The organism is Myxococcales bacterium (genome assembly GCA_022184915.1).
In the GTDB taxonomy this organism is placed as follows: domain Bacteria; phylum Myxococcota_A; class Polyangia; order Fen-1088; family Fen-1088; genus JAGTJU01.
In genome coordinates this window covers 526,409-552,051 of sequence record JAGTJU010000004.1, presented here as the reverse complement: position 1 = coordinate 552,051, position 25,643 = coordinate 526,409, and the positions used below count along the sequence as shown (strand labels likewise).

General features: G+C 67.3%; 21 protein-coding genes. 7 read left to right on the top strand and 14 right to left on the bottom strand.

Annotated elements, in window-relative coordinates:
• Positions 1-49: 49 nt before the first annotated feature.
• Together KA712_17460 and KA712_17455 are read right to left on the bottom strand one after the other, a co-directional pair.
• A complete protein-coding gene (locus tag KA712_17460; GenBank protein ID MCG5054753.1) occupies positions 50-2,371 on the bottom strand; it encodes an insulinase family protein in 2,322 nt (773 codons plus the stop codon).
• Entirely contained in the window at positions 2,368-3,771 is a 1,404-nt protein-coding gene (locus tag KA712_17455; protein MCG5054752.1) for an insulinase family protein, read from the bottom strand. The genes KA712_17460 and KA712_17455 overlap by 4 nt, the downstream gene beginning before the upstream one ends.
• A gap of 38 nt (positions 3,772-3,809) precedes the next feature.
• On the opposite strand from KA712_17455, the gene KA712_17450 reads away from it, so the two are divergent.
• Together KA712_17450 and rlmD are read left to right on the top strand one after the other, a co-directional pair.
• Positions 3,810-5,114, top strand: coding sequence for an MFS transporter (locus KA712_17450; GenBank protein ID MCG5054751.1), 1,305 nt, complete (start codon positions 3,810-3,812; stop codon positions 5,112-5,114).
• Entirely contained in the window at positions 5,115-6,476 is a 1,362-nt protein-coding gene (gene rlmD / locus KA712_17445) for a 23S rRNA (uracil(1939)-C(5))-methyltransferase RlmD (protein MCG5054750.1), read from the top strand.
• On the opposite strand, the gene KA712_17440 is transcribed toward rlmD, so the two are convergent.
• Positions 6,473-7,009 (bottom strand): TrmH family RNA methyltransferase, encoded by a 537-nt coding sequence (locus KA712_17440; GenBank protein MCG5054749.1) that lies wholly within the window; start codon positions 7,007-7,009, stop codon positions 6,473-6,475. The two genes, rlmD and KA712_17440, sit on opposite strands and share 4 nt — an antisense overlap.
• An 85-nt stretch (positions 7,010-7,094) precedes the next feature.
• On the opposite strand from KA712_17440, the gene KA712_17435 reads away from it, so the two are divergent.
• Positions 7,095-7,583 carry a hypothetical protein gene (locus KA712_17435; protein ID MCG5054748.1) on the top strand — a complete coding sequence of 163 codons (489 nt, stop codon included), beginning with the start codon at positions 7,095-7,097 and terminating at the stop codon, positions 7,581-7,583.
• A 31-nt stretch (positions 7,584-7,614) separates the two neighbouring features.
• On the opposite strand, the gene KA712_17430 is transcribed toward KA712_17435, so the two are convergent.
• The 7 genes from KA712_17430 to hemW form a co-directional block, all read right to left on the bottom strand.
• Positions 7,615-8,112, bottom strand: a complete 498-nt coding sequence (locus tag KA712_17430) for a hypothetical protein (protein ID MCG5054747.1) — start codon at positions 8,110-8,112, stop codon at positions 7,615-7,617.
• 29 nt (positions 8,113-8,141) lie between these two features.
• Positions 8,142-9,206, bottom strand: coding sequence for a site-2 protease family protein (locus KA712_17425; GenBank protein ID MCG5054746.1), 1,065 nt, complete (start codon positions 9,204-9,206; stop codon positions 8,142-8,144).
• Entirely contained in the window at positions 9,203-10,306 is a 1,104-nt protein-coding gene (gene dnaJ, locus KA712_17420; protein ID MCG5054745.1) for a molecular chaperone DnaJ, read from the bottom strand. Before dnaJ ends, KA712_17425 begins: the two co-directional genes overlap by 4 nt.
• Positions 10,307-10,317: 11 nt before the next feature.
• Positions 10,318-12,117: a molecular chaperone DnaK gene (gene dnaK / locus KA712_17415; GenBank protein ID MCG5054744.1), complete on the bottom strand. Its 1,800-nt coding sequence runs from the start codon at positions 12,115-12,117 to the stop codon at positions 10,318-10,320.
• A gap of 2 nt (positions 12,118-12,119) precedes the next feature.
• Positions 12,120-12,725, bottom strand: coding sequence for a nucleotide exchange factor GrpE (gene grpE, locus KA712_17410; protein ID MCG5054743.1), 606 nt, complete (start codon positions 12,723-12,725; stop codon positions 12,120-12,122).
• Positions 12,726-12,886: 161 nt separating this feature from the next.
• Positions 12,887-13,900 carry a heat-inducible transcriptional repressor HrcA gene (hrcA, locus tag KA712_17405; GenBank protein ID MCG5054742.1) on the bottom strand — a complete coding sequence of 338 codons (1,014 nt, stop codon included), beginning with the start codon at positions 13,898-13,900 and terminating at the stop codon, positions 12,887-12,889.
• 79 nt (positions 13,901-13,979) lie between these two features.
• On the bottom strand, positions 13,980-15,224 hold the full coding sequence (hemW, locus tag KA712_17400) for a radical SAM family heme chaperone HemW (protein MCG5054741.1): 1,245 nt from the start codon (positions 15,222-15,224) through the stop codon (positions 13,980-13,982).
• 118 nt (positions 15,225-15,342) lie between these two features.
• Here hemW and KA712_17395 point away from each other — a divergent pair, with 118 nt between their 5' ends.
• Genes KA712_17395 through KA712_17380 form a run of 4 tightly spaced genes read left to right on the top strand, consistent with a single transcriptional unit; the run spans position 15,343 to position 19,426 of the window.
• Entirely contained in the window at positions 15,343-16,506 is a 1,164-nt protein-coding gene (locus KA712_17395) for a cysteine desulfurase (GenBank protein ID MCG5054740.1), read from the top strand.
• Positions 16,503-17,687, top strand: coding sequence for a tRNA 4-thiouridine(8) synthase ThiI (thiI, locus tag KA712_17390; protein MCG5054739.1), 1,185 nt, complete (start codon positions 16,503-16,505; stop codon positions 17,685-17,687). The genes KA712_17395 and thiI overlap by 4 nt, the downstream gene beginning before the upstream one ends.
• 55 nt (positions 17,688-17,742) lie before the next feature.
• Entirely contained in the window at positions 17,743-18,591 is an 849-nt protein-coding gene (gene larE, locus KA712_17385) for an ATP-dependent sacrificial sulfur transferase LarE (protein ID MCG5054738.1), read from the top strand.
• 58 nt (positions 18,592-18,649) lie between these two features.
• Positions 18,650-19,426: a DUF882 domain-containing protein gene (locus KA712_17380; protein ID MCG5054737.1), complete on the top strand. Its 777-nt coding sequence runs from the start codon at positions 18,650-18,652 to the stop codon at positions 19,424-19,426.
• Here the strand turns inward: KA712_17380 and KA712_17375 are convergent.
• The 4 genes from KA712_17375 to dnaE all read right to left on the bottom strand — a co-directional run bounded on the left by KA712_17375 (position 19,384) and on the right by dnaE (position 25,585).
• The gene (locus KA712_17375) at positions 19,384-20,097 is read right to left on the bottom strand and encodes a phosphatase PAP2 family protein (protein ID MCG5054736.1); all 714 of its coding nucleotides are present in this window, start codon (positions 20,095-20,097) and stop codon (positions 19,384-19,386) included. The genes KA712_17380 and KA712_17375 overlap by 43 nt on opposite strands.
• 89 nt (positions 20,098-20,186) lie before the next feature.
• Complete coding sequence (locus KA712_17370) at positions 20,187-20,927, bottom strand: hypothetical protein (protein ID MCG5054735.1); 741 nt, start codon at positions 20,925-20,927, stop codon at positions 20,187-20,189.
• Positions 20,928-20,942: 15 nt separating this feature from the next.
• Positions 20,943-21,992, bottom strand: a complete 1,050-nt coding sequence (locus KA712_17365) for a PEGA domain-containing protein (GenBank protein ID MCG5054734.1) — start codon at positions 21,990-21,992, stop codon at positions 20,943-20,945.
• Between the two features lie 8 nt (positions 21,993-22,000).
• Positions 22,001-25,585: a DNA polymerase III subunit alpha gene (gene dnaE, locus KA712_17360; protein MCG5054733.1), complete on the bottom strand. Its 3,585-nt coding sequence runs from the start codon at positions 25,583-25,585 to the stop codon at positions 22,001-22,003.
• Positions 25,586-25,643 lie beyond the last annotated feature (58 nt).

Genomic DNA, 25,643 nt, shown 5'->3' with positions numbered 1-25,643 from the left:
CGCAGGGACCGAACCCCAAGACCTTGCGGCGGCTTGGGGTTCGCAGGTGTCAGGGGAACAGATCGGGAGCGAAGGTCGGGTTGACTTGCACGTCGATCACCTTGGCCACTGAAGCACCGCCGCCCGCGGAGCTCTGCAGGAACGGAAGCTTCAGCGGGCCCCCGTTGACGGCACGCCAGTCGCCGAGGCGTTGTTCGTTCACGTCCCCTTCGGCCGTGCGAATGCGGGCAAGCAGGTTCGTCTTGGGATCGAAGTAGAGCCGTAGCCACTGGCCCGAGGGCACCCGCACCAACAGGCCAGGCAGCTCGAGTCCTCCGTCTCTCAGCGGCTCCGTCGGCTGCATCGGGAGCGCGGGCTTTGTGTCCAGGAGATTGAGCAGAAGGAAGGTCACGTCCTCGAAGACAGCCGCGCGCAAACGGGCAGCGTTGTCTTCGGGCAGCGGTGCCGGTTTCCCCTGGTCGTCGAGCGCCAACACACGGTCGGGTGTCATGACGAATCCCCCACGTGCGACCTGGTCGCCGCTGCGCGCGCTCTGTTCCACACGTACGTGGCCAGGTCGGCGATAGGAGGTGATGCTCGTCAGTGACGCCGCGGACCCGGCACCAAGACGCTCACCTTGTTTGACGACCTTCAACGTCTCGATCGCGCGCCATGCGGGGGCCCCACCCTGAGCGGCCAAAGCCCGGATCACGAGCGCCCGCGCAGTCGCAGTGCGAGCGTCATCGGCGGGAGCCGCCATCAGCGCGCGCCGGCGGGCGCGCTCGCCTGCGCTCAGGGGATCGTTCGGCCCCACGAGTTCGAAGCGCACTTTGGCCGTTTGGAGCTGGGGCGCGATGCGCGTGGCGGGCCCCACGATGACGACGGCAAGCCGCTCGGGGTCGAAGCGCTGCGCCTCCTTGACCACCTCGGCATGCGTGAGCGACGCCGTGGCGTTTGCCAAGACCTCAAAGTCAGAAAGTCCGCCCCCCGCACCAAGGCTCGACCTCGCGGCAGCCTCCGCAAGGCCTGCAGCGGACTCGAGCCGGAAGGGATCGATGGCGGATGAGCGCGCCTTGGCTTCCGTGAGCTCGAGCGGCGTCAGCCCTTGCGCCCGAAGGCTGGCGAGCTGCTCAGCCGATGCCAGGAGGGCGTCCCAGGTGCGGTCGACGGGCGCTTCCACTTGCCCCCGCAACAACGCGGACTGCAACTCCTCGTCGACCGTGGCCCCTCCGGCCGTGATGAGCCCGCGGGTGGACACGTCGAGGGCCAGGCGTGAGCCCATGCCGCTACCGCCGTAGACGAAGGCCAACGCCGAGAGCGCAGCCATTTGCCGGGGTGTAGCCCTCCCCAGCGCCTGACCAAAAACGATGGTGGACGTTGGGGCCGAGGGCAGATCGACGAGCACGATGCGCAGACGTTTTTCGGGCAAGGGCCCGGCCCGTTTGCGGGTTGGCCCCCGCCCCCGGCGCCACGCCCCGAAGGCCCTGTCTGCAGCGCGCTGCACGTCGACAGGGTCTACGTTGCCGCTCACCACGAGCTCGGCAAGATTTGGCACGAACCAGGTCGACCAGAAGGTCCGGATCGCGGCCTCCGGCGTCCGCTCGACGTCCTCCGGTGTGACGGGTGTGCCCACGGGATGCTCGTCACCCCACAGGAGGTTGTCGAGCAAGCTGCGTGCGCGGCCCGCTGGAGACGCCAGCTCCGCCCGCAAGGCGGCCACCCGTTGGGCGCGCACGAGGCGAAGCGCTTCAGGAGCCAAAGCCGGAGCGCGGGCAAGGTCGGAAAGAAGGGACAGGCAGCCCGGCCAGACCGACACCATCGCTTGGCAGGAGAGCGTCAGGCCGGAGCGATCGGCCTCCATCGATACGGTCGCCCCAAGTTCCTCGACCCGGAGCTCCAAAGGCCGCTGGCCCGCGCCGCTCCCGGCCCGGAGCCATCCGGCGAGAAGCGCCGCAGCGCCCTTGGCGGCCACAGGGGCGTTCGCCTCTCCCGCGGGCACGCGGAGGGCGACGGCCACCACGCTCACATCACGTTTGCGAAGAACCTGCCCCGAAAGCCCGTTGGCCAGCGCAAAACGTGTCTGCTCCGGCCACGACCACTGGGCGGGGCTGGGATCCGAGGGAACCGAGATGAGATCCTTGCGCGCAGACCACGGATCAGGCCGGGCTTCGACCGGGGCCACCGGGCTGATGGGCCCGAGCGGCGCCAGAGGCTCGATGGGCCGGCTGGCGCGCGGGGCTGTCGCGTCGCCGGTCGTTGGGGAAGCACCACGGGTGGCCGGCGGGGGCGCCACGGGAGAGACAGCGCACGAGACGAGCCCGCAGACCCCGAGGATGACACCGCCGGGCAGCTGCCAAGGAGCTCCCGTGCCGTGGAGAAAACGCCGGCTCATGGGACACGCTCCTGCGGGCCGAGCGCCTCGGGCATCATCAGGAGCACCGACAGCCGATCTTCCTTCAAGAAAGCGTTCGCCACACGCCCTACGTCCGTGGCCGAAACGTTCAAAAGCGCCTCGGGCTCCGACAGCGCCAACTCCGGGTCGCCCTCGACCACCGCAGCCCGCCCCACCTGCGCGGCCAGACCACTCGCGGTGGAGAGCCGGGCGGCCACAGCCGTGGCGGCCCGCAGCCGGGCTTCCGCCAGCTCGGGGGCCGGAACGGGCCTGTCTCGCAGCGAAGCCACCTCGTCGAGGAGCGCGCGGCGCACTTCCTCCTGCGGACGCGTACGCTCGTGGACCGCGAAGAGTACGAGCATGCCCGCATCCTCGTAGAGCGACGAGGCGCCGCCCGCCGCCACCGCAGGCGCCTGTGGCCCCACGAGACGCGTCTGCAGGCGACCTGCAGAGCCTCCCCCCAGGACCTCGGCGGCCACAATGAGCGCCGCCCGGTCGCGCGAGCCGAGGGCGGGCAGCGGCGCCCCCACGGCCACCATGGGAAGCTCGAGGGGAAGATTTACCCGGCGGGGGCCCTGCCCCACGTGGGCGGCTGGCGCGGGCGGGTGCTTGGGCAGCGTTCCGGCACGCAAGCCCCCGAAGTGCCGGTCGACGAGGCGCCTCCACTCCTCGGCATCGCCCGCGCCCGCAAGAACGAGGGTCGCGTTCGCAGGCACGAAGTGGCGCGACAAAAACGCCTCGCAGTCAGCCCGCGACAGCCGGCGCAGATCGGCGATGTGCCCGGTGCCACTTTGCGCGTAGGGGTGCTCACCGAACAAGCTCCCCCGCAACAACTCCAGCGCCTTGCCGAGAGGGCTGGTCTCTACCTGCCGCTGTCGCGCCCGCAGCGCCGCCTGACGCAGCTCTGCGACCGTCTCGTCCGTGAAGAACAGGCCTCGCATCCGCTCGGCTTCGAGTGCGAGCGCCAGCTCGACGTAGGGCGTGGGCACGGTGTTGGTGAAGCTCGTGACGTTTTCGTCTCCGTGCGATGACAGCCGCCCTCCGACCCGCGCGATGAGGTAGGAATGGCCTCCGGGCCGCACCCGCGGTGAGCCTTGCAACATCAGCTCGCGTACCACGCGTGTGATGCCCCGCGTGCCTGCTTTTTCGTCTCGCGATCCGACATGGTAGACAATGTGCACACTCGTCAAGGGGGCCCCTTGCCGCGCCACGAACACCACCTTCAGCCCATTGTCGAGCGTCCATGTGTCGAGCCCCAGGGGGCGCGCGCCACGAGGGGCGCTCTCCGTGGGACCATCGGGCGCCGCGGCGGCGGACGCCACCAGAACGCCCGGCAGCAGCGCGATGAAGGCAAAGTGCAGACCGTATGCGCGCCGTGCACGGCAAAACGAGGGGGACATGCGCGGCCAACTATGACATACGAGGCGCGACGAGAAAGGTGAGTGAACCCAGCGCCCCTCAGCCCGGCTCGGCCTCGACCGAGGCGTACGCCGATTCAGTGAGCCGGCCATCGTGGCGCCGCGCCTTCGGCTTGCTCTGGCTCGGCCAAGGGGTCTCGCACCTGGGTGATGCGCTGTTCTTGACGGCGATCGTCTTCATCGCCATCGACGTCACCGGGTCGAAGAGCGCAGCGGGGCTCCTATCGGGCCTCAAGTATGCCCCGGCGATTCTGTTCGGCCTCTTCGCAGGCGCGCTCGTCGACCGCTACGATCGCCGCCGCGTGATGCTGTGGGCCGATCTGCTCCGCGCGGTGGCCGTGGGATGCATCCCTCTTTTGCACGCCACGGGACGCTTGGGCGGCGCTTCGCTCGGTCTGGCGGTGTTTGCTTTGGCGGCGGGCACCACGCTCTTTAATCCTGCCATCAAGGCCCTGTTACCCGAGTTCACGCCTACCCGCCATCTCACGCGGGCCATCTCGGCGTTCCAGCTGGCCGAGTACACGGCCTTCGTACTTGGACCGTATATCGCGTCGCTCATCGCCCCTCGCCTCGGCAACGTTCACCTGCTCACCGTGGATGCCGCGACGTTCTTGTTCTCTGCCGCCTGCATCGCGGCCCTCCCCCGCGCTGCCGGGACACGCAAGGGAGCCGATTGCGCGGGGCCCACCATCGGCGCCGAACCCGCACTTCCGCCTCTGCACCGGGTGGTGCGTGGGGCCTTCTCTGGCGCCCGGGACGTGATGCGCCTGCCACCCATCGGCGCCCTCGTCTTCATCGGCACGCTGAACAACCTCGTGATCATGGGCCTCGCGCACGTGGGCGTGCCCGTGTTGGTCTACGAATCGCTTGGCCTCGACTTGGCGGCTTACGGGAGCACCTTGAAGTTTTTCTTCCTCGGTATGGCCACGGCCAGCATGCTCCTGTGGTCCTTGGGACGCAGAATGCCCAAAGGGCTCACCCTCTCGATCGGCATCCTGCTCGACGGGCTCACGTTCGTTCCCTTTGCGTTCTGCAAGACGCTGGGGCACGTTCAAGCCGCCCAGTTCGTTCACGGCCTCGTGATTCCGCTCATCATCATTCCGCGCACGGTGCTCGTGCAGAGAGTCGTGCCGTCCCGCCTGCACGGCCGGGCCTTCGCCCTCATCAATGTCACGGTGTTCGGCATGACCGCCATCTCGAATCCCGTGGTGGGCTTTTTGACGGAGTGGTACGAGCCGCGCACGCTCTTTCTCTGGCTGGGCCTTTTGGGGGCGCTGCCGGGCTTTTTGGGGCTCTTGTTGCCGACCTTGAGACGAGCGCGCTGAATGATCGATCTGCGGAAGGGGCAAGAGGTGGAGCTTGCTTGCGTTCGGCTCGAGGCGGGCGGCGCGGGCCTGGCTCCCTACGGGGACTACGAGGTTCTCGTCTTGGGTACCTTGCCCGGACAGAGGCTACGCGCGCGCATCGAACACATCTCACCCCACCGCGCGAACGGCCGCACCAGGGCCTGGGGGCGCGTTCTCGAGACACTGCTGCCGAGCCCTCACGAGGTGCCGCCCAGCTGCCCCGCGTTCGGCACCTGCGGAGGATGCGTCTGGCAACACCTGGCGCTCGCGGAGCAGCGCGCCTGGAAGCACACGTTGGTGGCGGAGGCGTTCGCGGCGCGCGGCCTGCCCACGAACCTTCTTGCCGCCTGCGAGGCGTCCCCGGCCGCGGTGGCGTACCGCAACCAGGCGAAGTACGTGGTCCAGGCCAGTTCACGAGGGGTCGTGCTCGGGGGCTACGCCCCTCGCAGCCACGACGTGGTGGACCTGACGGCCTGCACCCTGGTAGAGCCTCCCCTCGCGAAGACTGTGAACCAAATCGCCGCGTCGATCACGTCACAACCTTCCCTGCACGCGGAACTGCGTCACGTCGTCCTTCGCGCCAGCGGGGTAGGACAGGTACTCGTCACGTTGGTGTTTCGCACCCGCGCCCGCGCCGAGAGCGCCGCTGCGCGCGGGCTGGCTGCCGCGCTCCGGATGGCGCAGCCCGAGATCGCAGGTGTGGTCGCCAACGTGAACGGTACCGACGGAGATGTCATCTTCGGCGCGGAGGAGTTCACCCTGGAGGGTGAAGCGTTCGTGGCGGACGAGATCGCAGGCGCGCGGGTCCACCTGTCCTCGCGCGCGTTCTTTCAGGTGAACCGACACGTGGCCGCGGCCGCGTATCTCGCCATCGCGGCGTTCGCGCGGAAGGTTGGTGACGTCCGACGCGTGTGGGATGTCTACGCGGGCGTGGGGACGATCGCGCGTGTGCTGGCGGCGCAGCTGCCCTGTCTCGAAGACGCCTTCTGTGTCGAAATTCGCAGCAGCGCCGTCGAGGACGCGCGGCGAAGCGAACACACCGGCCGCGCGCGGCTCACCTTCCTGGCCGCCGACGCGGGTGACGGTCTGCGTGCCCGCGTGGGGCAGCCCGATCTCGTGGTGCTCAATCCCCCCCGGGCGGGCTGCGCGCCCGAGGTGATGGAGGCCGTGACCGCTGCCGAGCCCCGCGGCATCGCCTACCTCAGCTGCCTGCCCGAGACGCTCGCCCGGGACCTCGCGTGGCTTTCGCAGCAGGGGTACCGCATCACGCGCGCCACGCCGTTCGACATGCTGCCCCACACGCCTCACGTCGAGACGCTGGTCTGCCTCGAGCGCGTTTAGTCAGACGCAGCGCCCTCGCCACTGCGAGGCCCGTAGTGTCGGCGCGTCCACTCGGCCATGCCGATGCCCGCGGCCACAGTGATGGGAAACGAGTTGTTGATGCCGGCCATGGGAATCGCCACCACGTGATCACAGGCGGCCAGCAACCCCTCGGACAGGCCGTCACTTTCGCTCCCGAAAAGCAAAACGCACGACTCGGGAAGGGGCGAGGTCCACAGGTCCGCCGTCGCCGCCTCGCGCTCGAAGCCCACGAGCGGCAGACGCCGTTCGCGGGCCCATGTCACGAGGGCGTCTTCATCGGGCAGGTAGACGAGGTTCTCGTAACGGTCCATGCCCATCGCCGCCTTCTTGTAGAAGGGCTCGTCCCCCACGAGCAGGATCTCCTGGGCGAGAAACGAATGCGCCACACGGATGATCGAGCCCACGTTAAAGGGGTTCTTCGAGCGCAACACGGCCACGCGCAGGGGGCGCCGGAGCGTGTTCAAGCTCTGGCGGATCTCGTCGAGCGGCAGCTCGAAAGGGGCCATTTTCACGCGGCCGGTTATAGCAGACCACCTGGCGCCGCCAGGAAGGTGACTTGACGGCGTCGGGCACGTGGTTCCGTTAGTCGTCATGAACGTGCAAAAATCCAACCGCACGGCGCCCCTCGCCCAAGCCCCGCGTCAGGCCATCCGGCTCTCCGTCGCAGGAGGCAGCGTCATGCTCTCCGGTACCTTCGAGCAGTGGGTTCCGCTCGTCATGGAGGGCTTGAGGGACGACCGGGCGGTTCAGCTGCTGGTGGACGTGACCAGCCCCAAAGCAGCAACCTCGACCGCCGTCAACACCAACGGCCTGCTCTTCCAGTTCGAGTCCACCGACGTCAAGCGCAGCGGCACTCTCGGCCACCGCCTGCGCGGGGTGCTGACGTCCGGAGCGCGGCAGGCTCCTGCCGAATTCATGCTCGAGGTTGCGCCTGCGCATACTCCCTTCGCCGTGCTCTCGTTCTCGTTGCCTCCGGACTGGGAGGGGCTCTGGGATGCCTTCTCGGCGAACGCGAACGCCCGGCAAGACGAGACGGAGGTGCGGGCACGCGGGTGGTTGCGCACGCCTGCCCTTGCGGCGGCCTAGCGGACCGCGAGGGCGTGCGGTCTCGCGCCAGCTACCGCTTGAACATCAAGGCGCCGATGATGCCCAAAAAGAGCGCGGAGAGCAGGATCAGCCAGAATCCCGCACTGCGGGTGAACGGCGCAGAGGGCTTTTGCGTGGGCGCCCCCAAGAGCGCCGTGGCCATGGCCAACACCCGCTTTTGCATCTGGGCGGCGACCAGGTCGTGCGGGTGGGCGTCGAGCTTCTCGCGGTAGCGCCGCCCGGCGGCCGGAAGCAGGCCCGCCATCGAGCAGTGTTTGAGAAAGGCGTCGTGGGCAGTCGGGTTGTCCCACGCCGAAACAGCGTCCTTCCACAGAGCTTCGGCCCGGTCGTCGAGCGGAACGAGCCGGGGTGTGCTGGCGGGGTCCCACAAGGCGAAAGCGAGGCCGCAGCGCGCGCAGGCTTCCTGGGACGCGCTGGCCTTGCGGTGGCTGCACTTGGGGCAGCGTTCGTCGGGCGCCAACGCGCGCGCTTCCTCTGCCATGGCTCTGTCGGCGTCATCGACAGACACCGCGCATGTCTTGAGAGGCGCAAGGGCACTCAGGGCTTGGGGGACGTGGGCGGTGGCGACGCCTGCGAGCCGAGCACCTTCGCCGAAGCAGGCCCCGGGCCGACGACCGGAGGGCCGACGGACACCCGCACGGGGATGGGCATGAAGATGCTCACGAACAGCAAGCTCACCAGGACGAACACCGCCTTGCGCACACGGCCGAGCGGCACGGATTCCACGGGTGGGTGTTCGACCCCTCCGCCCAAGCGCCGCAGCAGGCGCACCACGGCGAACCAGAGCACCCAGAACATCCCTGCCGACAAGGCCAGTTCGCCTGGCGAGAGAAGCGGCGTGCCCTGACCGTCCGTGGGCATCCCGCCTGCCGCAATCGCCCGAGACGTCACGACGTAGGTGAACGCAAACGCGCCCACGGCAAACACCAGCATCAGCTTGTGGAGTCGCACTGACAAGCCCGGGTACGTGTTTCCGAAGCGCGCCACCATCGCATGTCCCCCGTCCAGTTGTCCGAAGGGCAAAAGGTTCAGCATGGTGAGCAAGAGACCCGCCCAGCCCGCAAAGGCCGTGGGATGCAATTGGACGTCGTAGACACCGTCGGGAAGCCACCGCCCCGTCTGCAGGTATTTGAGGCCGAGGTACAGCAACGAGTTGCCTTCCTGGAGCGCCAAGGGGCTCATGGGCAACACGGGCGACTTCGAAAGGCCATAGATCAGCACCGGAATCGCCACCACGAGTCCCGCGAGGGGCCCTGCCACCGCGATGTCGAAGAGCTTGCGACGATCCGCGGGAGATTCAGGCATGCGAATGACGGCTCCCATGGTGCCGAGAAACCCGAACCAAGGCGGCAACGGTACGAAGTACGGCAGAGAGGCGGGCACACCGTGACGGCGGGCCGCGAAGTAATGGCCAAACTCGTGACAGAGCAGGATCGCGAGGAGAGGCACCGAAAACGGCAGGCCGTCGGCGATGGGCGCGATCCGTCCGTCCGCGTGGACGTGCAGAGCTCCGGTGGCTGTGGTGGTGAGCACCGTCGCCAGGAACAAAAATCCATTGACGAGCCCGGTGGGCCTCGCGGAAACGGGGACGGACGCGCTCAACGGCCGGCCTCACGCTGGCGGAAGGCCTCGGTGAACGCCTGGCGGCGCGGCTCGTGCGCCGGGCTCGAGGTGCGGCGCAGCGTCTCGAGCGCCTCGCGCTGCTCGTCGGTCAGGCTGACGGGCGTCTCCACCTGCAGGCGTACGTGGAGATCGCCTGCGGGCCCGCCCCCGCGGGCGATGCCACGGCCCCGAAGGCGGAACACCGCGCCCGACTGCGTGGCCGGGGGGACCTTCATACGGACGGCCCCATCGAGCACGGGCACATCGATCTCGGCGCCGAGGGCCGCGTCTGCCAGGCTGACGGGCACGTCGCAAATCACCACTCCGTCTTCTTCCCGAAGAAACGGATGGGGTTTGATCCGAACGAGGACGTTCAAATCCCCAGATGCGCCCCCACGGCGACCCGGGGCGCCCTGCCCCGGCAACCGCTGCGCGCTGCCGTCGCTGGTGCCCGGGGGCACCCGCACCTCGAAAGCCCGGGGACGCTCGATGAGGCCCGCCCCGAGACAAGCACGACACTTGGTGCGCGGCACCTCACCCTCGCCCCCGCAGGTCGTGCACGGACGCTTCGTGGAAAACAGCACACCCTTCTGTCGCACCACGCCCTGGCCTTCGCACGCACCACAGCGCACCAGGTTAGCAGCGCCCCCTTCGGCCCCGCTGCCGGCACAGCTCGGACAATCCTCGGGAGCCTCGAAGCGAATGGTCTTCGTGCACCCCAGCGCGGCCTCCTCGAAGGAAAGCTCGAGCGTGTAGCGCAGGTCCTGGCCCGCCTTCTTTTTGCGATCGAGGCCGAACAAATCTCCGAAGATCGCCTCGAAGAAGTCCGTGGCCGCCGACAGATCGGCGCCGGGTCCGAACGGCAGATCGGGTGCCGCCTGGCCAAAGCGATCGAAGCGGGCGCGGCGATCCGCGTCCGAAAGCACGGCGTACGCCTCCGAGATCTCCTTGAACGCCTCCTCGGCGCGTGCGTCGCCCGGGTTGCGGTCAGGGTGATAGCGAAGCGCCAAACGGCGGTAGGCGGCCTTGACGTCCACGTCGGACGCGTGGCGCTCGATCTGCAAAATCTCGTAGTAGTCGCGTCTGGCGGGGGCCGGCATGCGTGCAGGCGCTATTGTAGCGCCTCGAACAGCCGCTGGGCCGCCTGTTCGAGCGCGGACAGGGCCTCGCGTGCAGCGCCGAGGTCGTTCGCCTCGACCGTGGTGCGGCAAGCGCGGATCTTGGCCTCGACGTCCCCGCGCACGGCCGCGTCCATTTGGGCGCCGAACTCACGGAGCGCCGCTTCCGTTCCGTAAATCAGGGTCTCGGCGGCGTTGCGGACGTCGGCAAGGTCCTTGTTGCGGCGATCGGCGTCGCGGTTCTGCTCGGCCTCGGCCACGATGCGCTGGATGTCCTCGTCGGACAGGCCGCTCGTGGGCCGTACGATGACCTTTTGTTCCTTGCCCGTGCCCACGTTTTTGGCCGAAACGCCGACGATGCCGTTCGAGTCGATCTCGAAAGAGACCTCGATCTGGGGCGCCCCTCGAGGTGCCGGAGGGATGCCGGCCAACTGGAAGTGGGCCAGACTGCGGTTATCGCTGGCCATGTGGCGTTCGCCTTGGAGGACGTGCACGTTGACGTAGGATTGGTTGTCGACCGCCGTGGTGAAGATCTGAGCGCGGCGGTGGGGAATCGTGGTGTTGCGCGGGATGAGCGGAGTGAACACGCCCCCTGCGGTTTCGACGCCGAGGGAAAGGGGCGTGACGTCGAGCAGGATGACGTCGTCTTTGTCACCCGAGAGCACGGCGCCCTGAAGCGCGGCCCCCACGGCGACCACCTCATCGGGGTTCACACCCCGGGACGGTTTTCGGCCGAAGAACTCTGCCACGCGCGCCTGCACCCGCGGCATGCGGGTTTGCCCACCCACCAAGATCACTTCGTCGACATCCGACAGGCTCCAACCTGCGTCCTTGAGCGCCGCCTGACACGGAGGGAACGTGCGCTCGATCAGGGCTTCGGTGAGCGACTCCAGCTTTCCCTGCGTGAGTGTGGTGATCAGGTGTTTGGGCCCGTCGTGGCCGGCCGCGATGAAGGGCAAATTGATCTCTGTTTCGAGGGCCGACGATAGCTCTTGTTTGGCGCGCTCGGCGGCTTCGCGCAAGCGCTGCAACGCCATCCTGTCTCGGGAGAGGTCGATGCCGTGTTCGTCGCCAAAGAGCTTGAGCAGGTGCTCGACGATGCGCGTGTCGAAGTCCTCTCCACCCAGGAACCCGTCACCATTCGTCGCCTTGACCTGGTAGAGCCCTTCGTGCAGATGAAGCAAGGAGATGTCGAAGGTGCCACCTCCCAGGTCGTACACGGCGATCTTCTTGTTGGGCTCGAGCGACGTGCGACCGTAGGCAAGCGCGGCCGCCGTGGGCTCGTTGAGGATCCGCAGGACCTGAAGGCCCGCGATCCGGCCCGCATCCTTCGTGGCTTGCCGCTGGTTGTCGTCGAAGTACGCGGGCACGGTGATCACGGCGTCGGTGACCTCCTCGCCCAGGTAGTCTTCGGCCACCCTTCGCATCTTTGACAGTACGAGCGCCGAGATCTCGGGGGGCGAATGTTTCCTTGCGTTCACCTCCACCCAGGCGTCACCGTTGTCGGATGCGGTCACCCGGTATACACAGGTCGATGCATGCCGCTCTACGCTCGGATCGTCGAGCTTGCGCCCCATGAGCCGCTTGACGGCATAGACGGTACGCTCGGGGTTCGTCACCGCCTGCCGCTTGGCAATTTGTCCAACGAGGGGCTCTGGATCGTCGACGAACCCCACCACGGAGGGGGTTGTGCGTGCCCCCTCGGCGTTGGGAATGACGAGCGGCTCGAGCCCGTCCATCACCGCGACACACGAGTTCGTGGTGCCGAGGTCGATCCCGATGATCCGCGACAAGCTCAGGCGTCCCCTTGGGAGCCGCTCGCCGGCGTGGCAGCCGGCGGCGCCAGAGCCACCACCACGGAGGCGGGACGCAGCAGCCGCTCACCCAGGTTGTAGCCTTTCACCAACTCTTCCAGTACGGCGCCCACGGGCACGTCGGCCGAGGGCACGCTGGCCACGGCCTCGTGCACACGGGGATCGAAGGGCTTGCCCTTGGCCTCGATCGGCCTGACCTCGTGCCGTTCCAACTTTTGTTGAAAAAGCCGCAGCACCAAACTGACACCGTCCCGCACCGCTTTGGCGTCAGTGGACTCTCCCATGGAAGACAAGGCGCGCTCGAGGTTGTCTGCCACTTCGAGAATGTCCTTGAGCACCTGCTCTTTGGCTTTGAACTGGGCGTCGTCCTGGTCGCGACGGGCGCGCCTCTTCCAGTTCTCGAATTCGGCCGCAATGCGCAGCATGCGCTCACGGTTATCGTCCCGCTCGCGTTCAGCCTGAGCCAACCTGGCTTCGAGTGAGGCCGGGGCCGTCTCGGCCGCCTCTCGAGGTTCACCCCCCTGCGCGGACTCGGGTTCGGGGGACGTTTCGGCTTCAGAAGAGGGCATCGTGTCGTTGTCGGTCATCCAAGTTCCTTGTGGCCACGCATGTGGCGCTCTGGGGGGCACGGCACCGGCCGCGACACCCGCGAGTGGCTATCTTACCCAAGCCCTGGATTATGAACAGCTCCCCTGCCCACGGCCACAGGGTGCCCGAGCAAGCAGAGCCCGTCCGCCCAGGAGTGGGCCTACAGTTTCGGCAGGGCCTTCGTAATCACATCTGCGGTGAAGTCAACCAGCGAAATCACTTTCGCGTAGTTGATGCGGCTCGGGCCGATCACGCCGATGGTGCCCACGGGCCGGTTCTCTTCGCCATAAGGAGCCGTGACCACGGAGACATCCGTGAGATCGGCAAGGTTGGCCTCGGCCCCGATGAACACGCAGATGCCAGGCGCCTGTAAGGTGCGGTCCAGGAGCTTGAGGATGAACTCTTTTTCCTCGAGGGCTCGTAGCAGCGTCCGCGCGCCGTCGACGCTCTCGGCCACCGAGAGAATGTTCGATTGCCCATCGACGATGAGGCTCGCGCGGTGATGCTCGGGCACTGCCACCGACGCCAGACCGAGCGCCCGCGCCTTGACCTGGTCGTGGCGGGTACGCTCGTCTTCCAGCTCGGCGGCCACGCGGGCGCGGATCTCGGCCAGCGTTCGGCCCGCGACGAGCTCGCGCAGGTAGTTGTTGATGCGCTCGAGCTCGCCCGATTCAAGCGAAAAATCAATCTGCACGGCCTTGTTCTGCACGTTCCCCGCGCTCGTGGCGATGACCGCAAGAAGCTGGTCCTCCCTGAGCTTGACGAACTCGAGGTGGCTGATGGTGTCGCTGTCGATGCGCGGCGCCTGCACCACGACCGTCAGATGAGACATCTCCCTCAGCACGTCGCGGGCGCGCTCGACCACGTCGCCCACGTCCGAGGCGCCCACGAAGTGATTCTGGATGCCTTCTTTTTCGGCGCCCGAGAGGCCACGGACCCTCAAGAGCGAGTCCACGTAGTACCGAAGCCCTCGTTCGGTTGGCACGCGGCCCGCCGAGGCGTGAGGGTGGCGAAGCAGGCCCAGCTCTTCGAGTTCGCCCATGACGCTGCGGACCGTGGCTGGCGATACGTCGAAATTGTAGCGGCGGGTGATCGTCTTGGACCCGACCGCCTCGCCCGAGCCAAGATACTCGGTGACGACCGCGTGCAGCACTTTCTTCGCACGGTTTCCCAAGTCGTTCACATCTCATGGTTTACTGCAAAACCAAGGTCATGGCCAAGGGCTCGTGCGCGGCGGTCCGCCCTGGGCGGGCTTACCCCCAAAGACGGGTGGCCAGTTCGTCGGCGAACATCAACCCGCGGGCGGTGGGCGCCACCACGAGGTCGGTCACCGTCAGCCAGCCGGCGGAGACCAGGCCCGCCGCCACCTGGGCCCGAGCGGGCGATTCCAGGGGATCACTCCCGAAGCGCAGAGCGTGCAGCCTCCGATCGAGCCCCTGGGCGGTCCGTAGGGCGAGCCACACGGCCTCTTCTTCCAGGGCTTCAGGCGGTCGCCACTCCCCCTTGGCAGGGGCCACCCTGCCGTTCATCGACGCCGCGGCCCGCAGATAGGTCTCCGTGGCCCGCGGGTTGATGAAGCGGAATCCCCCTCCGGCCGCGAGAGGCCGGAACGACGCCGCCGCACAGCCGAGGCCGAGATAGGCGCCCTGGGTCCAGTAAAGCGTGTTGTGCACGGCTTCGGCCCCCGGGCGGGCGTAGCTCGAGACCTCGTAGTGGCGGTAACCGGCCCCCGCGAGCGCCTCCTGGGCTTGCTCGAAGAGGTCGGCCACCTGATCGTCATCCGGACGGCGCAGCTCTCCTCGTTTTTCTCGGTGCCCGAACGGGGTGAAAGGCTCGACCGTCAAGGCGTAGCAGGAGACGTGATCGGGCCCGAGCGCCACCATCTGGGTCAGGCTCTCGGCCCACAGCGCAGGAGTTTGGTGAGGCACCCCGAACATCAAATCGCACGCCACCCGGGCAAAGCCCGCACGCCGCGCCAAGCCCACCACCTCTCGGGCTTGGGCCACGGAGTGGGTCCGTCCGAGTGCATTCAGGAGTTCGCCATCGAAGGCCTGGATCCCGAAAGACACGCGGTTCGCCCCCGCACGACGCAAAGCGGCCAGGCCCGAAGCGTCGATCTCGCCCGGGTTGGCCTCGATGGTGACTTCCAGGGCCTGGACTGCCTGGTCGGAGAGCCCGAACGCCCGCGCCACGGCCTTCACGACACGCGCGATGGCCTCGGGCGCCCACAACGCCGGTGTGCCCCCGCCGAAGTAGAGCGACACCAGGGGGCCCGCGTCTGCGGCCTGAAACCAGGAAGCTTTGGCCTCGAGTTCGCGGATGACGGCCTCGGCGTACCTCTCGTGAGGGATCTGCCGCCGCACGTCGATGGCGAAATCACAGTACGGGCAGCGGGCACTGCAGAACGGGACGTGCACGTAGACCCCCAGGGGGCGCCCCGGTGCAAGCGCTCCCTCCGAAGGGTCGGGCCCCGCAGAGGGCTTCGGGGGCCAAGGCATGAGGTCTTCGGGGCGGTCGCTCAAAACGCGGCAGTGTACCAAGCCGCCCCCGGCGCGGCGGTGCGGCCAGCCCGTTTTCCGGGCATTTTCAGGGGCCTGGTGGTACATAAGCGGCCCCATGGTCTACCTGGACAACGCTGCCTCCACGCCGGTGCATCCGGACGCGTTGCGCGCGCTGTCCGATGCGGCGGGCGCGCACCCCGCGAACCCCAGCGCCGCCCACGGTCTGGGCGCGGCCGCGGCCCGCGCCCTCGAGGCTTCACGGGAGGCGGTTGCGGCCTGGTTGCGGGCGCGGGCGCGGGACCTGGTGTTCACGAGTGGGGGGACCGAAGCCAACGCCCTCGGCCTTCTGGGAAGCGCCCGCGCGCAGCGTAAGCGGCACATCGTGTGTACCGGCATCGAACACCCCTCCGTGCTGCGCAACCTGGAGCGCCTCGAGGCGGAGGGCTTCGAGGTGGTGCGGGTGTCCCCCTCGAGCGACGGCGTGGTGCCCGCCGAACGAGTCCTGGAAGCGGTCACCTCCGAGACGGCCTTGGTGGCCATGATGTGGGTCAACAACGAGCTCGGCACGCGCCAGCCCGTGGAGGCCGTGGCGCGAGGTCTGCGGGCGCTGCCGCACCCGGTGGCCCTGCACGTGGATGCCGTGCAAGGAGCTCCGTTTCTGCGCCTCGACGTGGGCGCGCTCGGCGCAAGCACGGTGGCCGTCTCGGGGCACAAGCTGCACGCGCCGAAGGGGGTGGGCGCCCTGTGGGTGCATCCGGAGCACCGCCTGGCGCCACTGTGGGAGGGGGGCGGGCAAGAGACCGGGCTGCGTTCCGGCACGGAGAACCTGCCTGGCTGTGCGGGCTTTGCGACCGCCGTGCGCCTGTTGACACAGGACCTCGCCGAGACCCGAGAGCGCGTGGCCCATCTGCGCGACACCTTCGAGCGGGAGGTGGCGCGCGACGTGCCGCGCGCCCGCCCGACGGTTCCGCCCGACTCACCCCGGGCTCCCCACGTCAGCAGCCTTCGGATCGCTGACCTGCCGGCCGAGCCCTTGCTCCACGCGCTCGAGGGCCGCGGGGTCTACGCATCGGCCGGCTCCGCCTGTGCCTCGAAGCGCCGGGGGCAAAGCCCCACGCTGGCGTTGCTGGGCATTCCCGAGCGCGACGCCGTGCTGCGCTTTTCTTTTTCGCGTCTTTCGAAGGAGAGCGACGTGCACGAGGCCATCGGCGCTCTCGTCGGGGCGCTTGACGACCTTCGCTTCATGCGCCTCATGGCCCCCCGCAGGAGATCGCGTTGACGGATTCCCAGGTCGAATACACCACGTTGCTGGCTCGTTATGGCGAGCTCTTTCTCAAGGCCGGCAACCGCTCGCGCTTCGAGCGGCAACTCGAGCGGAACATCCGGCGCGCACTCGCCGGAACGGAGGCCACGGTGCAAAGCCCCCACGGACGCCTCGTGGTGCGCACCAGCCCCGCCTTCTTCGCTGACGTGGAGGCCCGGCTGCGCAAGGTGTTCGGCCTGGTATCGATCTCGCCCGTGGCGTGCCCCCCTGCGGACCTCGAGGCGATCGCGGAGACAGGCCTTCAGGTGGCCAACGCCGTGGTGACGGCCGAGCCCGCGCTCCGACGAAGCTTCAAGGTCCAGACCCGAAGGTCGAACAAGCGCTTCCCCCACCGCTCCTACGATGTGAGCTGCGCGGTAGGTAACCGCATCGCCGCGGCGACGGGGATCCCCGTGGACGTCAAGGCCCCCGCCTTCACGGTGGGGGTAGAGATCAGCCCCGGGGGCGTGTTCGTGTTCGCCGAGAGCCGTGCGTGCCCAGGGGGACTGCCCGTGGCCACGGCGGGCAAGGCACTTTTGCTGCTTTCGGGGGGAATCGACTCTCCCGTGGCGGCCTATCTTGCGGCCAAGCGCGGTCTGGCCCTCGAAGGGATCTACTTCCATTCGCCACCGTTCGTGGGCGAAAAGACCCTGGACAAGGTGATGTCCCTCGCGCGGGTCCTCAGGGGCTGGGACGCGATGTCGGCCGTGTGGGTGGTGCCCTTCACCGACGTGCAGAAGAAGCTCCGGGAGGCGGGCCGCGCCGACATGGCGGTGGTGCTCTACCGGCGCATGATGATGCGCATCGCCGATCGTGTGGCCGACCGCATCCATGCCGACGGGCTCGTGACGGGCGAGACCCTGTCTCAGGTGGCGAGCCAAACGATCACCAACCTGACCACCATCGAAGCGGCCGCGCGTCGCGTGGTGCTGCGGCCCTTGCTGACGTACGACAAGGTGGAGACCATCGCTCTTGCGAAGCGGATCGGCACCTTCGACCTTAGCACCCTGCCCTACGACGATTGTTGCGCCCTGTTCGTGCCGCCGAACCCGGCGACGGGCGCGCGGGTCAAGGACGCCGAGAAGAGCGAAGCCAAACTGGACCTGGACGCGCTGGCCGACGAGGCCGCGGACGCCGCCACACGCATGACGCTGTGACCGCTCCCCGACCCCGCGGGGCCTGCTAAAACCATCGCCTGATCTGGAGTTCTGCATGACGCCCGCACTGTCCTCGAAATACGAAGCCCTTCGGCAGGCCATTGCCCGCTGCGAATCTGCGGTGGTTTGTTTTTCGGGGGGCGTCGATTCGGCCCTGCTGTTGAAGGTGGCGCACGACGTCCTTGGCGAACACTGCGTGGCCTTGACCGCCGTTTCGGTGACCATGGCCGAAAGTGAAAAGGCGGACGCAGTCGCCCTGGCCCAAGAGATGGGCGCGGCCCACGTGGTCATGGCGTCGAACGAGCTCGAGCGGCCTGGCTTCGCCGAAAATCCGGTAGACCGATGCTATCACTGCAAGGCCGAGCTCATGGATCTCGCGCGGCCCCTGGCCGACGCGCGCGGTTTTCGGGCCGTCTTGCTGGGCACGAACGTGGACGATCTCGGGGACCACCGGCCCGGGTTGTCGGCGGCCAACGAACGGGGGGCGTTTCACCCCATGGTGGAGGCGGGCCTCACAAAGCCCGAGGTGCGCGCGCTCTCTCAAGCCTTGGGACTTCGCACCTGGGACAAGCCGCAGCTGGCATGTTTGTCGTCCCGCTTCCCCTACGGCACCTCCATCACCGAAGATCGCCTTCGGCAGGTGGACGGCTTCGAGGACGGGCTGCGGGCGTTGGGGTTTCGTCAGCTGCGCGTGCGCTACCACGGCGAGGTGGCCCGGGTCGAGCTCGAGCCCGGCGACATGCCCCGCGCCCTGGCGGCGGGCACCCGGGAGGCGATCGTGGCACTGGGCAAGCGACAAGGCTTCACCTTTGTGGCACTGGATCTGGCGGGGTTCGCCTCGGGCTCTCTGAATCAGCTCGTGGGCCTGCGCCGCCGGCCTTCCCCCCCGGCCCAGGACGCGTAAAGGCGGGCGGCCACCGCGCGGAACTTCCGCCGCCGGGCCGTCTTGGTAAGCTAGGGGCATGACTCTGACGGCGGTGCTGGCGGCATGGCTCATGGTTGGCCTGCCCCGCGATGGCGCGCCCGAGTTTGGCACGACCTGCCAGGTGGAGCCTGCGCAGGGCGGGGGCCTGGGGGACGCTTCGGCGCTTTCAACTGTCCCCCTGCTGCATGCGTTCCTGCCCCGAAGGCCCGACTCCCGCCTGCTGTCGAAAAAGGCCGCCTGGCTCGCGGAGAAGGCCGCACGGCCCAACGTCCGGCTCACCGACGCCGAGCTCGCAGCCGCCCGCACACACCCGCGCGCCGCTCCCTCACCGTCCCGGCGCGCAGATCCCTTCGCAGCGCCCTTACCGCCCGCCGGTACCCGCGTGGTGCCGCTCACCACCCTCTTCAGCGTGCGCCTGAAAGAGGCCGTGGCCGTGCTGCCCGGGCGCCCCATGTACGAAGCCTTCGCAGAGCTGCTGAGAGACCACTACACGAACCAGCAGACCGACGTGGACGCTGCGCTGCTCTCGGCGGTGACCCGGGCGGCAATCGCCTTTCGGGCGCCGCGCGTGGAGGTGATCTCGGGATACAGGTCTGCAAAGTACAACCTGTCACTACGCAAAAAGGGCCGCGAGGTGGCCCGGAGCAGCCAGCACTGCGAGGGCCGCGCCGTGGACTTTCGCCTGCGCGGCGTGAGCACGCGCGACCTGTGGCGCTTCGTGCGCGGGCTTCGCCTCGGCGGGGTGGGATATTACCCTCACTCCCGCTTCGTTCACTGCGATACCGGTCCCGTTCGCTTCTGGAAGGGTGAGTAGCCGCTCCAGAAGACCAGAGCGAAGATCGCCACACCGACCAAGAGCCCGGTGGGCAGGTCGACGAGATAGTGCTGCTTCGTGAAGAGGGTGCTCGCCATGATGAGGGCACAGAAGCCCCACAAGGCGGCCCCCACGCGCGCGCCGCAGAGGTGGGTGCCCACGCAGGCCAGGTAGCTGACGAAGCTCACGTGCATGCTGGGGAAGACGTTGAATCCAGGATCGATGCGATGGATGGTGGCCAACATCCAGTCCGAAAGTCCAACGGCCGCCGTGGGCCTGTGCCAGATGCGGTACGGCAGCGCGAAGAGCGGCAAGCAGACGACGAGCTGGAGCACGTATCCCGCACACACGCGCAGAAACACGCTCTGCTCGCGACGGAAGCGCCGAAACGCGAAGGGGAGCAACAAGGACGGGAAGTACGTGACGTACACCCAGACCCACCCGGAAACCGTAGGAATCGCGTGATCCCAGGAGGTGGCCAGGGAGCGGAAAGGAAACCCGGATGCGGCCCGGCGCGCGTTCCAAACGCCGACGGCTCCGAATCCACCCAAAATCGCTGTGGCGAGCGCAAGGGCTGAGGCCAGCATGAGCCCCACCGAGGGGGAGAGCGTACCAGTGCGAGAGGACGAGCGCGGAGGCGCAGCCCCGATCGCGGGGAGATCGAGTTTCATGGAAAGCCTGGCGGGAGGACGCAACGCTCCGGGCGCCGCGCGGGGCGCGTGGGCCGGGAACGAAGCCGACGAGGAGAAGGCGAACGGTATCAGACGCCCGGTGAAATCTCGATATTCACGAGAGCGTCCTTCGTTCCGTTCGAGGCGCGCTGGGGTCCGCCCACGCTGACACCCCAGACGACACCTTCGGGAACACCCGCCTGTTCGAGGGCTTTCACAACGGCTTTTACCCGTGCGGCAGCCAGCTCCTCCACCCGCGTGTAGGTATCGGAGAGCTCATCCGGTACACCAGCCCGGCCCATGGGCGCCGTCACGAGCACCCGCGCCGCGCCCCGCCCTATCGCGTGCCCCATGACGCGCAAGCTGGAGAGGCCTTCAGCGGAAAGTTTGTCGCCGCCTGCCACGAAGAGGAAGTCATCAGCAAGTTGAACGGACACGCCCCGGGCCTCGACTTCGACGTTGACGGCCCCGGCGGGTGCCGAGCTCATTTGCTCCTGCAGCTGGGAACGCAGCACGGTGGTCTCCGAACGGACACGGGAAAGCGCGTCGCCCGCGGCCTGCTGGGCCACGCCAAGGTCGTGGCGCAGCTGCACGATCTCACGCTCCCGCCCTGCGGCGTCCGCCCGGGCCTGCATCAAAACGCCCCGGGCCACCTTCAACTCGCGAACGGCTTTTCGGTGCGGGACGGCGTAGACGAACATGGCAAAGCCGAGCCCGGCCGCGCCGAGCGCGACGGCAATCAGCGTGGCCAGGGGAAGCGGCGCCCCGCGCGCGACCTGCGAGGCTGCCTGGGGGGGAGCGGCAGGCGCGGATGACATCGAGGCACTCATGTCGTCAAGACTAGCTCAGAACTGGCCCCGGAGGACAAGCTGCCAGGAGCTTGATCGTTGGTGGGCTGCGCCGCTTGCGGACACGCTGCTGCGCGCGACGGAGGGAGCCACGAAGAGCACGAAGCCTCCGACCGAGACCATGGCAGCTCCGCCGCCAATCAGCAGACCTGAGACCAGGCGGTTCTCGAACTTTTCAAGGCAGTTCATTCCCATGGCGTCGCAATCCGTCGGGTCGCCCTGGAGCGACGACAAGTAGGCGCCCCCTGCGATGGCGAGGATCCCGGCGCCGAGGGAGATCCACCCGGCCGCCCGCCAGGCGCCCGAGCTGAACGGACCTGGCTGTGCCGTGAGGCCGAGCGTAACGATTTGAGTGGAGCCGGGCTGAATCTCGATCGTGCGGGTCGCGGGCACGTAGCCGGGTTTCGTGATCACGATCTCGTGTACCCCTGCGCTGATCTCGTGGGAAAGCGGCGTGAACCCGAGCGGCTTGCCGTCGACTTCGACGAGCGCCCCGGAGGGAGACGTCTCGAAAGTGACCTGGGCGGGGGCCTCGACCTTATCGAGCCCTGCACGCAAAGCCGCGGCGGCCACGTTCACGGTGTCCCCGGCTTCCTGGATACCGCAGACGTCGCAACGCTCGGAGGCACTCGCCAGCACCTCGCCCGTGCGGCCGTAGACGAGCCGCAAGTTGATAGCGTAGTCGCGCCGTTTGGCCTCGACCTTGCCGATGACGAGGAAGTGGGCCCCAAGGGTGGCTGCGATCTGCCTGAAGCAGGCTGCGTCCTCACAGGCCTTGAGCTGCGGCGAGCTCTCGTAAAGCCTCGCGACGGTTTCGTCAGCCGAAAACACCTCGAAGGAGGCGGAAGCCAGACCCTCGAACAACCGGCGGACCAGTTGGTCCCGGCTGACCTCGTTGACCGAGCCCTCGAAGTCGAAACGCAGCACCACCGTGCGCCGGTGAGGCGTGCCTTGAGCCCATGCGTCATTGCTGGCGACCAGGCCGCCCCAGACGAACCCCAACCAGACCGCCACCCGTAGGGCCGTGGAACACAGTACGCGAAACATCTTACCCCTCATCTTAGAACAGCGGTGTGGGGTCCGAAAAGCTGTTCGATGCGGTTCAGCAAATCTTCTTCGACAGCCACCCGGTACTCGTCGGGCAATTCGATGACGGTTTGGCTGCGTTGGGGGATCTCGAGCAGAAGCCTGGTCTTGCAGGGCCCCTCGTGCTGGCGCAGCAGGCGCTCGAGCGTGCTCAAGTCTTCCTCGCGCACGGTGTCGACGTTGACCCGGATCTCCATGAGCCGGCTATTTTCGGACCGCACCATCGACAAGAGCTTGGCGTCGAGAAACCGGAGCCGCTCGCGAACGGTTTCGTCACCGAACGACGCCTCGACCGTCCCCCGGACCAACACCGGCTCGCCCGCCGCGAGCACGTCGCGAAAATCGTTGATCTTCATCGCGCTCACCGAGAACTCGACCTGACCGAAGGGGTCCTCGAGCTTGAAGAAGGCGTATTTTCCGTTGCCGCTCTTGGCCTGGCGCTCCTGATAGTCGTTCACGACCCCCGCCAGGGTCACCTCGGCGCGCGGGCCGCGGCTCATGCAGTTGGCCGTGGTGGCGTTGGCGAAGCGGCGCACCTCGCCCGCGAAGCGATCGAGCGGATGGCCGCTGATGTAAAAACCCAAACTTTCCTTTTCGTGGGCCAGCACCTCGGCGGGCGCCCACTCGTCACCGTCGACGTAGGTGTCGTCGACGGGCTCTGCCGCCCCCTTCCCGCCCCCGCCGAGTAACGCCAGGAGGTTGGTTTGGCCGCTCTCGCGTTCTTTTTGCGCCGAGGACGCGCGATCGATCGCCGGGCCGAGCGCATGGAAGAGGCGGCCGCGGCTGACCCCGTTTTTTTCGGCCACGCCGTCGAAAGCGCCAGACTTGAGCAGCTGCTCGAGCACCTTCCGGTTGACCTTGCGCATGTCGGCTCGATTGCAAAAGTCGAAGACCGAGAGAAACGCTCCACCTTGTTTGCGCGCGGCCAGGACGGACTCGACCGCGCCAGACCCCACCCCCTTGACGGCGCCAAGCCCGAAGCGAATGGCCCGCGATCCATCAACGCCCACCCCGCGCTTGCGTGGGGGCGCCTTGCCCTGGCCGTTGGCTCGATCGCTGGGAACCTCGGCCGCAGCGGGGCCCGCAGGCACCACCGTGAAGTCGGCCTCTGACTCGTTGACATCGGGCCGCTCGACGGCGATCCCCTGTTCCCGGGCCTCGGCGATGAACTTCACGACGGACTCGGTCGAGTCTTTGTCGCACGACATGAGCGCCGCAAAGAACTCGACCGGGTAGTAGCGCTTGAGGTAAGCCGTCTGGTACGTGAGCAGGCCGTACGCCGCCGAGTGGCTGCGGTTGAAGCCGTAGCCCGCGAACTTGGCCATGAGGTCGAACACTGCCTCCGCGATCTTGTGATCGACCTCTTTCGTCTCGGCGCCCTGAAGGAACTTGGCCTTTTCCTTCTCCATGACCTCGGCCTTCTTTTTGCCCATGGCACGCCGAAGCAGATCGGCGCCCCCCAGGCTGTAGCCGGCCATGGCCGAGGCGATCTGCATCACCTGTTCTTGATAGACGATGACCCCGTAGGTGTCCTTGAGGATGGGCTCGAGGCAGGGGTGCATGTACTCGACGACCTTGCGCCCATGCTTGCGCTCGATGAAGTCATCGACCATGCCGCCCTCGAGAGGGCCCGGACGGTAAAGCGCGCCCGCGGCCACGATGTCCTCGAAGCAGTCGGGCTTGAGCTTTTTGAGCAGCTCGCGGAAGCCCGAACTTTCGAGCTGGAACACGCCCGTGACGTCGGCCGCCGAGATCATCTTGTAAACCTCGACGTCGTCGAGGGGCAAGGCCGCCATGTCGAGAGGCGCCTCGCCCACGGTCCCGCGGTGCCTGTTGGCCAAGTCCACGGCCGTTTGGATCACCGTGAGCGTCTTGAGGCCGAGAAAGTCGAACTTGATGAGACCGACTTTCTCCACGTCGGTCATGTTGAACTGGGTGACGATGCCCTCTTCGCCCGCCGGCTTGAAGCAGGGCACGTATTGCCACAAGGGCAGCTCACCGATCACCACGCCGGCCGCGTGCTTGCCCGCGTGGCGATTGAGGCCCTCGAGCACTTTCGCCGTCTCCAAAAGCTCGCGGAAGTCACCATCGTAGAGCTCTTTGAGACGCGGCTCTTGTTCGATGGCCTTGGCGATGGGGGGGCTCTTCCCCTGGATGGGCTCGGGGACCAACGCGGCCACCTTGTTTCCCTCCGAGGGCGGCAGGCCCATGGCGCGCGCCACGTCGCGGATGCAGCTGCGCGCCTTGAGTTGGTGCATGGTCACGATCTGGCCGACGTTGTTTTTGCCGTACTTGTCGGCGACGTAGCCGATCACCTCGTCTCGCCGGTTCATGCAGAAGTCGACGTCGAAGTCGGGCATCGAGATGCGCTCGGGGTTCAAGAAGCGCTCGAAGAGCAGCTTGTGCTGCAGCGGATCGATGTCGGTGATACGCATGCAGTAGGCCACGAGCGATCCGGCCCCCGAGCCACGCCCCGGGCCCACGGGAATTCCATGCTGTTTGGCGTAGTTGATGAAATCCCACACGATGAGGAAGTACCCGGAGAACCCCATCTTCTCGATGACACCCAGCTCGAGCTCGAGCCTTTGCAGGTACTGGTCGCCGTCGATCTTGAGACCCAACTTGACGGCGGCGTCGAGGCGTTGTCTCAGGCCATCCTCGGAGATCTTGCGTACGTAGCTGTTGGCGTCGTAGCCCTCGGGCACCTTGTAGCGCGGCAGGTGGTTTTGTTTCAGGTCGAACTCGACCTTGCACATCTCCCCGATGCGCGCCGCATTCTCGAGCGCCTCGGGGATGTGCTTGAAGTAAGACTCCATCTCGGCGGGGCTCTTCACCCAGTAGGCATCCGAGGTGTGCTTGAGCCGCTTTTCGTCGTTGATCGTGCGCTTTTGTTGAACGCAGAGCAGGATCTCGTGCGGCCGGGCGTCCCGGCGGTCCACGTAGTGACAATCGTTCGTGGCGATGAGCGGAATGTCGGTCTTCTTCGACATCTCCACCAGGTGGCCATTGACCTGCTCTTGCTCTTCCAGGCCATTCGGCATCATCTCGAGGAAGAAGTTTCCCCGACCGAAGATGTCATCGTATTCGCGGGCGACGGTCTCGGCGGCTTCGGGGCCCTTGCGCGTGAGGGTTTGCGCCACCTCACCGCCCAGACACGCCGAAAGACCGATCAGCCCCTCGTGGTGCTCGCGCAGGAGCTTTTTGTCGATGCGCGGGTTGAAGTAGAAGCCCTCGAGGAAGCCCATCGAGTTGAGGTACGAGAGGTTCTTCCAACCCACCTCGTTTTTCGCGAGCAGGATGAGGTGGTTGCTCTTGCGCTCGGTCTTGTCGAGGCGATCGGGCGCCACGTAGGTCTCGCAGCCGAAGATCGGCTTGACCCCGTGAGCCTTGGCGGTTTCGTAGAAGTGAATGGCCCCGAAGAGGTTGCCGTGATCCGTCATGGCGACGGACTTCATGCCCCGCTCGAGCACCCGCGGGAACAGCTCGTCCACGCGGATCGCCCCGTCGAGCAAGCTGTACTGGGTGTGCAAGTGAAGGTGCGTGAATTCGGGCATCCGCTGAACGTTTGGGTAGCACCGGTGGCGCTGGGGGTCAACGAACGTTTGCCCCGGC

Excerpts from the sequence above, each read along its gene's own strand:
- dnaE (MCG5054733.1), bottom strand. The coding sequence starts at position 25,585 with ATGCCCGAATTCACGCACCTTCACTTGCACACCCAGTACAGCTTGCTC.
- grpE (MCG5054743.1), bottom strand. The coding sequence starts at position 12,725 with ATGACCGACAACGACACGATGCCCTCTTCTGAAGCCGAAACGTCCCCC.
- KA712_17460 (MCG5054753.1), bottom strand. The coding sequence starts at position 2,371 with ATGAGCCGGCGTTTTCTCCACGGCACGGGAGCTCCTTGGCAGCTGCCC.
- KA712_17375 (MCG5054736.1), bottom strand. The coding sequence starts at position 20,097 with ATGAAACTCGATCTCCCCGCGATCGGGGCTGCGCCTCCGCGCTCGTCC.
- hemW (MCG5054741.1), bottom strand. The coding sequence starts at position 15,224 with ATGCCTTGGCCCCCGAAGCCCTCTGCGGGGCCCGACCCTTCGGAGGGA.
- KA712_17455 (MCG5054752.1), bottom strand. The coding sequence starts at position 3,771 with ATGTCCCCCTCGTTTTGCCGTGCACGGCGCGCATACGGTCTGCACTTT.
- larE (MCG5054738.1), top strand. The coding sequence starts at position 17,743 with ATGACGCCCGCACTGTCCTCGAAATACGAAGCCCTTCGGCAGGCCATT.
- dnaJ (MCG5054745.1), bottom strand. The coding sequence starts at position 10,306 with ATGCCGGCCCCCGCCAGACGCGACTACTACGAGATTTTGCAGATCGAG.
- KA712_17395 (MCG5054740.1), top strand. The coding sequence starts at position 15,343 with ATGGTCTACCTGGACAACGCTGCCTCCACGCCGGTGCATCCGGACGCG.
- KA712_17370 (MCG5054735.1), bottom strand. The coding sequence starts at position 20,927 with ATGAGTGCCTCGATGTCATCCGCGCCTGCCGCTCCCCCCCAGGCAGCC.
- KA712_17380 (MCG5054737.1), top strand. The coding sequence starts at position 18,650 with ATGACTCTGACGGCGGTGCTGGCGGCATGGCTCATGGTTGGCCTGCCC.
- KA712_17365 (MCG5054734.1), bottom strand. The coding sequence starts at position 21,992 with ATGTTTCGCGTACTGTGTTCCACGGCCCTACGGGTGGCGGTCTGGTTG.
- rlmD (MCG5054750.1), top strand. The coding sequence starts at position 5,115 with ATGATCGATCTGCGGAAGGGGCAAGAGGTGGAGCTTGCTTGCGTTCGG.